Source organism: Sphingobium ummariense RL-3, from assembly GCF_000447205.1.
GTDB classification, from domain to species: Bacteria; Pseudomonadota; Alphaproteobacteria; order Sphingomonadales; family Sphingomonadaceae; genus Sphingobium; species Sphingobium ummariense.
The window spans coordinates 59,882-69,822 of sequence record NZ_AUWY01000039.1; the positions used below are offsets into that span (position 1 = coordinate 59,882).

Below are 9,941 nucleotides of genomic sequence, written 5' to 3' on the forward strand. Positions count from 1 at the left end.
GATTCGTTTCTGCATCATTGCTATGCATCAACGATGTCGGGTGCATCGCGAACACGGTTGACGGAGCTGGACGCCCTGCGCGGCATCGGCGCCCTGTGCGTGCTGGTGTTCCACTATTCGACCCGCTTTCACGAGCTGTTCCCCCAGGCATCGCATGTGCCCTTCAGCTTCCCTGGAGGCAATTACCGCGTGCTGCTGTTCTTCACCATTTCAGGCTTTGCGATCTTCTTCACGCTCGACCGGATCCGTTCGGTCGCGGATTTCGTCGTCAACCGCTTCGCGCGGCTGTATCCCGCCTATCTGGTGGCGATGCTGCTGACGCTCTCGATCGAATATGTGGCCCATGCCTGGCAGTTGCTGGTGGGACCTGCCGCGATCCTCGCGAACCTCACCATGTTGCAGGGCTTCGCCTTCCTGCCGGAGGTGGACGGCGCCTACTGGACGCTGACGGTCGAGATAGCCTTCTATTTCTGCATGATCGCGCTTTGGAAATTCGCGGGACTGCGGCGGCTGGAGCCCGTTCTGGCCGCGTGGCTGGCGCTGCGGTGGCTCTACTGGGCATGGCCCGACATGCCGGAGCGTATCATCATGCTCTTCGTGCTGCGCTATACGCCCTTCTTCGTCATCGGCATGCTCAGCTATCGCGTCTGGAGCGGGCAGCGGACGTGGCGGCAGCAGGCGCCCTATGCGGCTCTGGCGCTGCTTTCCATCGCGACGATGGAGACGTGGGACGTGACGGTGGTGGGCTGGCTGCTGCTGGCGACCTTTGCCGCGCTCATCGCCGGGCGGTTGCGGTTTATCGCGCTCCGCCCGCTCGTGTGGCTGGGCGGGATCAGCTATTCCTTCTATCTGATCCACCAGCATGTGGGCTTCGTCATCATGCTGAACGTCGCCAAGGCCGGCTACAGCCCCTGGCTCGGCTTCTTCGCTGCCTTCGCCGTGGCGTTGCTGCTCGGCACGCTGATCAACCGGCTGGTCGAGCAGCCGGCCGGAGGAGCGATCCTGAACTGGTGGAAAAGGCGGCAGGCGCAGCGGGCTACGCTCGTGGCGCCCGCGCAGGCCTGAGGAAGAGGGGGCACCGGTCCCGGCGCCCCTTTCCCATCCGCTACTTGGCCTGGGGTGCGGCCGCGGCTGCATCCTCGGGCAGGCCGCCCAACTGGGTCACCAGCTTGGTATAGGCGTCGAGATAGGCGAGAACGATCACCTGGCCGATCTCCGTATTCTGGTATCCGCCGCCACCGGCCGCGGCGAAGCCGCCCCACCAGCCTGCGCCGCCGCCGCCGCCGAAGGACAGGTCGGACTTGCGGGCATAGCCCTCGGTCAGCGCCTCCTCCTCTGTGGTGCGAGCGTTGACCACGGACAGCGTCACATTGGCCTCGCTCTTCTTGATGCTGATGCCGCCGGCAATGGCGCCGAAGGTCGACCGGCCCAGGAAGCCGCCCAGCGCGCCGCCCAGGCTGTTGCCGCCGCTGTTGCGGTTGGACGACACGATGTCAGGTTGCAGGAAATAGTCAGCCGCCTTCACCTGCCCCTTGCCCAGGTTCGAGCCTTCCTGAAGCTCACCGGAATCGGCCATGGCGCGTTCCATATTGCGGCTGGCCATGGCGCGGCCGCGATTGACCAGGCCGAAGCATCCCGACTGCTGGACAAAAACCCGAAGGATCGCTTCCGGGCTGCCCAGGTTGAACTCGCGCCACCACTGGTTATCGGGTTCGACGATGGCGACGGTGCCCAGGCGACGGGTGCAATGCGGGATTTCCGCCGTCCGTTTCGCCTGCTGCTGCCGGGCGGAGGAGCCCTTCTCGGCGGCGGTGGCCGGCGCGAGGGTCAAGGCCATGCCCGCGGCCGCGGCCGCGAATTTCGTAAAAAGCTGCATTGTGACGTGCATCCCTGTTAGTTGCCGAAGATTGTCTTTTGTTCTTGTGCAACCCGACCGTGATATTCGCATATCACATCGGCAGGACGCTTCAAAGCAGCACAAACCGTATCGCCGCCCCTCCTTGCCGCTTTTCCCCCTGCTGACAGTGCCGGAAACTGCTGCTAGGGCGCGGCAATGACTGAACTGAGCCATATCCGCAATTTCTCGATCATCGCACATATCGACCATGGCAAGTCGACCCTGGCGGACCGGCTGATCCAGCGCACCGGCGGCCTTTCCGACCGCGAGATGAGCGCCCAGGTTCTCGACAATATGGATATCGAGAAGGAGCGGGGCATCACCATCAAGGCCCAGACCGTGCGCCTCGACTATATCGCGAAAAATGGCGAGACCTATGAGCTCAACCTCATGGACACGCCGGGCCATGTCGACTTCGCTTATGAGGTGTCCAGGTCGCTGGCCGCCTGTGAGGGCGCGCTGCTGGTGGTCGACGCTGCGCAGGGCGTCGAGGCGCAGACGCTCGCGAATGTCTACCAGTCGATCGAGCACGACCATGAGATCGTGCCGGTCATCAACAAGATCGACCTGCCCGCCGCCGAGCCGGAGAAGGTGAAGGCGGAGATCGAGGAAGTGATCGGCCTCGACGCATCCGAAGCGGTGCTGGCCAGCGCCAAGGCGGGAATCGGCATCGACGACATATTGGAAGCGATCGTCGCGAAGATCCCGGCGCCCAAGGGAGACCGCGACGCCTCGCTGGAGGCGATGCTGGTCGACAGCTGGTACGACCCCTATCTGGGCGTCGTCATCCTGGTGCGCGTCGTGAACGGCGTCATCCGGAAGGGCCAGCAGATCAAGTTCATGATAGGCGGCACCGAGCACCTCATCGACCGGGTCGGCTGCTTCCGCCCGAAGATCGAGCAGCTCGCCGAACTGGGGCCGGGCGAGATCGGCTTCATCACCGCGCAGATCAAGGACATCAGCCAGACCCGGGTCGGCGACACCATCACCACGGTCAAGAACCCGGCCAAGGCGCCGCTGCCCGGCTTCAAGGAAGTGCAGCCGGTGGTCTTCTGCGGCCTGTTCCCGGTCGATGCCAACGACTTCGAGAAGCTGCGCGACAGCATCTCGAAGCTGCGCCTCAACGACGCCAGCTTCTCCTTCGAGATGGAAACGTCGGCGGCGCTGGGCTTCGGCTTCCGCTGCGGGTTCCTGGGACTGCTTCACCTGGAGATCATCCAGGAACGGCTGACCCGGGAGTACGATCTCGACCTCATCACCACCGCGCCGTCGGTGGTCTACGACATGCACATGAAGGATGGGACGGTGCGCCACCTGCACAATCCCGCCGACATGCCCGATCCCAACCATATCGAGATGATCGAGGAGCCGTGGATCGAGGCGGTGATCTACTGCCCCGACGAATATCTGGGGTCGATCCTGAAGCTCTGCCAGGATCGGCGCGGCATCCAGAAGAACCTGACCTATGTCGGCGGACGCGCGCAGGTGACCTATGAGCTGCCGCTCAACGAGGTGGTGTTCGACTTCTACGATCGGCTGAAGTCGATTTCCCGCGGATATGCCAGCTTCGACTATCATCAGATCGGCACGCGAGAGGGCGATCTCGTCAAGATGAGCATCCTCGTCAACAACGAGCCGGTCGATGCGCTCTCCATGATCGTCCACCGCTCTGCCGCCGAAGCGCGCGGCCGGCACATGTGCGAGCGGCTGAAGGACTTGATCCCTCGCCACCTGTTCAAGATCCCGATCCAGGCGGCGATCGGCGGCAAGGTGATCGCCCGCGAGACGATCGCGGCGATGCGCAAGGACGTGACCGCCAAATGCTATGGCGGCGACATCACCCGCAAGAAGAAGCTGCTGGAGAAGCAGAAGGAAGGCAAGAAGCGGATGCGCGAATATGGTTCCGTGCAGATCCCGCAGGAAGCCTTCATCGCCGCGCTCCGCATGGGGGATGAGAGCTGAGGCCTTCCGGCCTCAGCGCTTTCGTTTCCGTACCGGTTCAGCCCCCGATCAGAAGCTGTTCCTGCACGCCGAGGCCGTCGATCCCCAGCCGCATGCGCTGGCCGGTGCGCAGGAAAATCGGCGTGGGCTTCATGCCCAAGCCGACACCCGCCGGCGTACCCGTGGAGATCACGTCGCCGGGATGCAGCGTGATGAAGGTGCTGACATAGCTGATAAGCGTAGCGATATCGAAGATCATGTTCCGCGAATTGCCGTCCTGCATCCGCTTGCCGTCGATATCGCACCAGAGCCGCAGCGCCTGCGGGTCGGGCACCTCGTCTTTGGTGACCAGCCAGGGGCCGATCGGGCCGAAAGTATCGCACCCCTTGCCCTTGTCCCAGGTGCCGCCGCGCTCGAACTGGAAGGCACGCTCGCTGAGGTCGTTGATCACGCAATAGCCGGCGACATGGTCCAGCGCCGCGTCCCGCGTGATGCGCTTGGCGCGCGTGCCTATGATGACGCCCAGTTCCACTTCCCAGTCGGTCTTCTCCGAACCCTTGGGGATTTCGATCTCATCGTTGGGACCGCAGACGGCGCCGGGTGACTTGAGGAAGATGACCGGCTCCGACGGTGCCTCCAGCCCGGATTCTTCGGCATGGTCGGAGTAATTGAGGCCGATGCACACGAAGTTCACGGGGCGGGGAACGCAGGAGCCGACGCGAAGACCCTCGTCGAGAAGGGGCAGCGTATCCACCGCAATCGCCGCCAGTCTCTCCAAGCCCGCAGGCGACAGCACGTCCGCGGTGAAATCGCCAATATGACCGGACAGGTCGCGTGCGCGTCCTTCCGAATCGAGGATGGCCGGGATCTCGGCGCCCGAAGGCCCCACTCGCAGCAGTTTCATGCAGTTCCTCGTCCTTGTTTGCCGGTGTCGGCGGTCGTTCCAGCGCGAGCGCGTCCTTCTCCGTCACACAGGGCGTGTTGCTTGGGAAGCCCCTAATCGTCCTCGCGCCGCGACGCGTGGGGGATGATTTCGCCGATCTTTCGCTCGTGACAGCGCTCCGCAATTTCTGTAGTTATGTCTGAGTAAATAAGGTTGCGCCGGTCCATGCCAGGCGCGGAAAAGGGGAAGTGATGAAAGGATCAATCGACACGACTCTGTTCAGGCGCCATGCCCGTTCGGTGAAGGCCCATATCATGCTGGCGGGGATCGCCTCGGCCTGCATCCTCGCTTTACCGGCGCAGGCGCAGAGCGACAGGATGGCGCCCATCGCAACGCCCGCCCAACCCAATGCGATCGAACTGGGCACCGGGCCTCTCCCCGGCGCCAAGGCATCCGAATCATGGCACAGCCAATATGGCAGCAGGTTCACCCGCAACGTCACGGTCGCGACGCTCACCCCCTTCCTGCCGGACCCGGCGAAGGCGAACGGCACGGCCGTCGTGGTGGCGCCCGGCGGCGGCTTCACGACCTTGTCGATGGAAAATGAGGGCTGGGACGTGGCCAAGGCGCTGGCGGCCAAGGGCGTGGCCGCCTTCGTCCTGAAGTATCGGCTCAACCAGACGCCGCAGGATCTGGCTGGTTATGAGCAGCAGCAGAAGGAGCGCTTTGCCGCCGCGGCCCCGCGGCCCGGGGCCAATCCGTCGGCGATGATGGCCAATCTGGCGCCGCAGATCGCCGATGCCCGTGCTGCCTTTGCGCTCATCCGCAAGCGGGCGGCCGAATGGCACGTCGATCCGAACCGGGTGGGCATGGTCGGATTCTCGGCCGGCGCCATGCTGACGATGGCCACCACGCTTGAGGGGAAGGACGCGAAGCCCGCCTTCATCGGCAATATCTACGGCCCGCTGATCCCGATGACGGTGCCGGCCGATGCCCCGCCGATGTTCGTGGCGCTGGCCGCCGACGACCCGCTGTTCGGCAATTCGGGCACAGGCCTGATCGACAGCTGGCGGGCGGCCAAACGGCCTGTCGAGTTCCATTTGTACGAGCAGGGCGGCCACGGCTTCGGCATGTACCCCAAGGAAACGACCAGCACCGGCTGGTTCGAGGCGTTCGCAAGCTGGATGCGGATGCATGGCTGGCTGAAGCCAGCCGCCTGATCGGTCAAAGGGGGGCAGCTGGTGCGGGGTTCAGGCTCCGCACCAGTCGATCGGCGCGGAGGACCAGGGTTGGGCGTGGCCCTTCAGCACCATGAGCTGGCCCAGCGATACCCCGTCGCGCAGCAGCAGCCGGGCGGTCCGATCGGTATCGGCGGGATCGGGCCGTGCTTCGAAGGCGCCGCCGTTCATCATTGTGGCAAGGGCAATCCGGGCCGCCTGCGCGCGTCGCGCCTCCGCCGGGCAGCGCGGCTCGGCGCTGCTGGGTACGCGGATGTCCGACAGGTGATAGCGACTGCCGTGCCAGGCATAGCTGTCGGCAGAAAGTACGCATGCGTCGCCCTTGAGATCGTCGCACAAGGTAAAGTGGTCGGAGATGGTGCTCGGCAGGTCCTTCGCCGCGTCACTGCCGGGCGCGGGCACCACATCCTTGAGCACCGCCGCGGCCAGCGCCGCGCAGGCGAACGCCACCAGCACCATGCCGATCGGCACCACCCGGGCACGCCTTTCCTGCCGCTCGTTGAGCCATTGGCTATCCCGGTCGGGAGTCCGGTCGCCAAGATCATAGAGGCTGCGCGCCATATGCCGATCCTGCGAAATGCGTTCGTTTATCCTTAACCCGGATCAGGGAAATATTCGGTTAACCCTGTGTCGGCGCGGGCGGCTTGACGCTGCGCCGGGGCCATGGTCAAGATGCGCGGCGACAGGCGGGAGGCGCATTGTGACTGAGGCTTGGCTCTATGACGAGCATCCGGCGATGTTCCGGGCGCACCCCTTGCTGTTCCTGCTGCTTCTGGTGTCGGTCATCGGCATCCTCGCCATCGGCATCTGGTGGGTGCTGAACAAGGGCGAACGGCTGGCGCTGTCCGATCGCGAGGTGCTGCTGGAGCGCGGCCTGCTCGCCAAGCAGCGCACGGAGATCGCGCTCAGCAGCGTCCGCAGCGTTCGCATCACCCAGACGCTGGGCCAGCGGCTGTTCGGCGTCGGCAATGTGGAACTGTTCAGCGCCGGCGACATCGCGGAAATCGCGATCCGCAACATGCCGCGTCCGGACCGGATCCGCGCGATCGCCGCGGCGCGCAACGTCGATCTGCTGCCCCAGCGCTGATTGCAGGCGATGCTGCCCCTTGACTTGGGCGCATTTATTTCAACGATAGCAACAGAGGCGCCGGCAGAGCGCCCAGCATAGCCAGGAGGACGCCGCGAGGAAAAGGCCGATCCGCGATCCATGCGGGACGGCACGTGTCGGGGACGTCTGCATGGTGGGTTTGCGAGTGATGCCGTCGTTGCCGGATCTGACGGCGGAACAGCGCGCCGAGGTTCGGCAGGCCTGCGGCTTTGCCTGCGTGCGCTGCGGCGTCACCATCTACCGCTATCTGGCGCTGCCTGACGGCCCTGGCGTGACGTTGCTGTGCCCGACCTGCCATGGGCTGGTCGAGGAGGGACGGCTGACGCCGACCCAGGTGCACAGCTTCCATGCCAACCCTGTGGTGCGCCAGCGCCATTTCGCGCGCGACCGCCTGCCATTTTCCAACGAGTTGCCGCAGTTGATCGTCGGGGGATCGCGGCTGCTGCGCGACACGCCGATCCCGATCACGCTGGACGGCGAGCCGATCCTGATCTTCGCGCCGCCGCGGCGCAGCAACGGCGCGACGCGGATCAGCGTGCGGCTGGGAGCGCCGGACGGGACACCGATGCAGGTGGTGGACGGCAATGAATGGAAGCCGGTCGACGGCAGCTGGCATTTCCTGCTGCGCGGTGACCGCTATTCGATGATGGCGGCGCGCGGGGATGGCCTGTGCGTACTGCGCATCGTCGGCCGGGGGCGCATCGCCGTCGAGCATCTGCGCACCACGATCAGGGGGCGCCGGCTGGAGGTGACACCCGATTGGCTGGAAATCGACGGCAAGCGCTACGTCGACCGGATCGGCAGCGGTAATCTGATCGGGCTGGAGTTGTAGGTCTGCCCTTGCGGGGTTGATCGAATACCTATCCGGTCAGCGCGTCGCAGCGGTCCGGGCCGCTGGCGTCTGCCCGGCCGCCTCGGCACGAACGGCGCTGGCCATTGCCCGGGCGACCAGAACCGACCCCTGCTGGGTCAGGTGGCCATAGTCGAACTGCACCGGCACGCCCGGCGTCACCCACAGCCGGCACTGGGGCGCGCAGAGCGCATGGTACATCGAGAAATAAGGTATCTCGGCACGCTTCATCGCATCGGCCAGTTGCGCGTCGACCCGCGCGATCTGCTTCTGGCGGTGCCCGTCGACCGGCTCGGCCTGGTCGATGTTGCGCGCCAGGATACGCGGCAGCGCCTCGTCATATTCCACGATCGGCCCGGACACGAGGACGTGGGACACGGTACGGCGGATCGACCGCACCGTTTCGGCAACCTGAGGCACGTCCTTGTCCAGCCAGCGGGCGGACAGGATGACGACGTCCGGCCGGACCTTCTGCAGATATTGGGTGAAAAGCCGGTCCATCAGGGTGAGGCAGCGCATGTCGCCGCGGCTATGAAGCAGCGGCTTGCAGCCCGACGCCGTGGCCTGGAGCACATGCATGTCCGGCAGGGCCCGGTCGAGGCCATACCAGAGATGCGCGGCGTGGCTGTCGCCGACCACCAGCACCCGCGGCTTGTCGTGCGCGGCGACCATGCAGGTGCCGAAATCATAGTCCGACAGCTGGTTGCGCGAGGTGAGGAAGCAGGTGCCGGTCCGCATCATCTCCGTCCGGCCGGTCTTCTCGCCATAGGACAGGACGCCGCGCGCGCGGGCGGAGATCGGGTAGAGGAAGTTGCTGAGCACGGCGAGCGCCACCACGCCCAGGCCGCAGCTCGCCATCGCGGCTGCCCCGCGGGTCACCACCGCGCGGGACACGAGCCGGCTCGACCGGCGGAACGGCTTTTCGACGAAGGCCCAGGACAGGGTCGCGGCCAGGATCGACGCGGCCAGCAACCCCGCCCGCTCGACATTGTCCAGCCGGCTGTCGATCTGGCGGTAGAAGACGATGATCGGCCAGTGCCAGAGGTAGAGCGAATAGGAGATGAGGCCGATGAACCGCATCGGCGGCAGCGAGAGCAGCCTCCCGGCAAGCGTGCGCCATCCCATGCCGCACAGGATCACCAGCGCCGCGCCGATGCAGGGCGGCAAAGCGGAGGCGCCGGGGAAGGTCGTGCCCTTGTTGTAGAACAGCACCGCCCAGCCGATGAGCGCGAGGCCGATGACCGCGCCGGCTTCGGCCTGCCATTGTTTGCGCGGGCCGGGGATCGCGCCCGTGGCGAGCAGCGATCCCAGCGCCAGCTCCCATGTGCGGAAGGGGATCAGGTAGAAGGCGGCGCTCGCGTCCCGGGCCACCATCCATTGCGACGCAACGAAGCTCGCCAGCGTCAGCGCCCAGACGAGCTGGCGCCGATGCGTCGCCGACCAGCTGCGCGTGAAGAAGATCAGCAGCGGGAAGAAGATGTAGAACTGCTCCTCGACCGATAGCGACCAGGTGTGGAGCAGGGGATTGCTGTCCAGGTCGCCGTCGAAATAGCCGCTCTGGGTGTAGAACAGGATGTTCGAAACGAAGAGGATCGAAGCGAGGATCGAGCGCGCGACGGTGGACGCCTGGTCGGACATCAGCATCGCGCAGGCCGCGATCATCACGCAGAGATAGAGCACGAACAGCGCCGGGAAGATGCGCTTCACCCGACGCTTGTAGAAATCGAGCAGTGCCTCGCCCCATCGTCCCTGCTCGCCCAGCAGGGTCTGGGTGATGAGGAAGCCGGAGATGACGAAGAAGATGTCGACGCCGACGAAGCCGCCTGAAAAGAGGGCTGTGCCCAGGTGGAACACGACCACAGGCAGCACGGCCACCGTGCGCAGCCCGTCGATATCGGCGCGATACTGTCTGATCATCGGGGTGCGGCCCTTTTCATCCGGCGGCGACCGACCGCCGCGCTGTCGTTGCAGCGCAACAAAATTGACAGCATGGCGGGCCGAGATCAACGCCGGCTCGGCGACGT

The 9,941-nt window shown here is 65.4% G+C and carries 9 protein-coding genes; 5 read left to right on the forward strand and 4 right to left on the reverse strand.

The features are described from left to right. The first annotated feature begins 33 nt into the window (after positions 1 to 33). A complete protein-coding gene (locus tag M529_RS29245; RefSeq protein WP_021316793.1) occupies positions 34 to 1,065 on the forward strand; it encodes an acyltransferase family protein in 1,032 nt (343 codons plus the stop codon). 40 nt (positions 1,066 to 1,105) lie between these two features. Here M529_RS29245 and M529_RS29250 read toward each other — a convergent pair whose 3' ends face one another. After that, entirely contained in the window at positions 1,106 to 1,876 is a 771-nt protein-coding gene (locus M529_RS29250) for a CsgG/HfaB family protein (protein WP_021316794.1), read from the reverse strand. A gap of 177 nt (positions 1,877 to 2,053) precedes the next feature. Here M529_RS29250 and lepA point away from each other — a divergent pair, with 177 nt between their 5' ends. Continuing rightward, positions 2,054 to 3,859 carry a translation elongation factor 4 gene (lepA, locus tag M529_RS29255; RefSeq protein WP_021316795.1) on the forward strand — a complete coding sequence of 602 codons (1,806 nt, stop codon included), beginning with the start codon at positions 2,054 to 2,056 and terminating at the stop codon, positions 3,857 to 3,859. A 37-nt stretch (positions 3,860 to 3,896) separates the two neighbouring features. Here lepA and M529_RS29260 read toward each other — a convergent pair whose 3' ends face one another. Continuing rightward, positions 3,897 to 4,742, reverse strand: coding sequence for a fumarylacetoacetate hydrolase family protein (locus tag M529_RS29260; protein ID WP_021316796.1), 846 nt, complete (start codon positions 4,740 to 4,742; stop codon positions 3,897 to 3,899). A 293-nt stretch (positions 4,743 to 5,035) separates the two neighbouring features. Here M529_RS29260 and M529_RS29265 point away from each other — a divergent pair, with 293 nt between their 5' ends. Beyond that, positions 5,036 to 5,941 (forward strand): alpha/beta hydrolase, encoded by a 906-nt coding sequence (locus M529_RS29265; protein ID WP_236617648.1) that lies wholly within the window; start codon positions 5,036 to 5,038, stop codon positions 5,939 to 5,941. 30 nt (positions 5,942 to 5,971) lie between these two features. Here M529_RS29265 and M529_RS29270 read toward each other — a convergent pair whose 3' ends face one another. Beyond that, the gene (locus tag M529_RS29270) at positions 5,972 to 6,520 is read right to left on the reverse strand and encodes a hypothetical protein (RefSeq protein WP_021316798.1); all 549 of its coding nucleotides are present in this window, start codon (positions 6,518 to 6,520) and stop codon (positions 5,972 to 5,974) included. 139 nt (positions 6,521 to 6,659) lie between these two features. On the opposite strand from M529_RS29270, the gene M529_RS29275 reads away from it, so the two are divergent. Beyond that, entirely contained in the window at positions 6,660 to 7,046 is a 387-nt protein-coding gene (locus M529_RS29275) for a PH domain-containing protein (RefSeq protein WP_021316799.1), read from the forward strand. Positions 7,047 to 7,197: 151 nt separating this feature from the next. Further along, a complete protein-coding gene (locus tag M529_RS29280) occupies positions 7,198 to 7,899 on the forward strand; it encodes a hypothetical protein (protein WP_040600315.1) in 702 nt (233 codons plus the stop codon). A gap of 36 nt (positions 7,900 to 7,935) precedes the next feature. On the opposite strand, the gene M529_RS29285 is transcribed toward M529_RS29280, so the two are convergent. Beyond that, on the reverse strand, positions 7,936 to 9,834 hold the full coding sequence (locus tag M529_RS29285) for an acyltransferase family protein (RefSeq protein ID WP_051184015.1): 1,899 nt from the start codon (positions 9,832 to 9,834) through the stop codon (positions 7,936 to 7,938). Positions 9,835 to 9,941 lie beyond the last annotated feature (107 nt).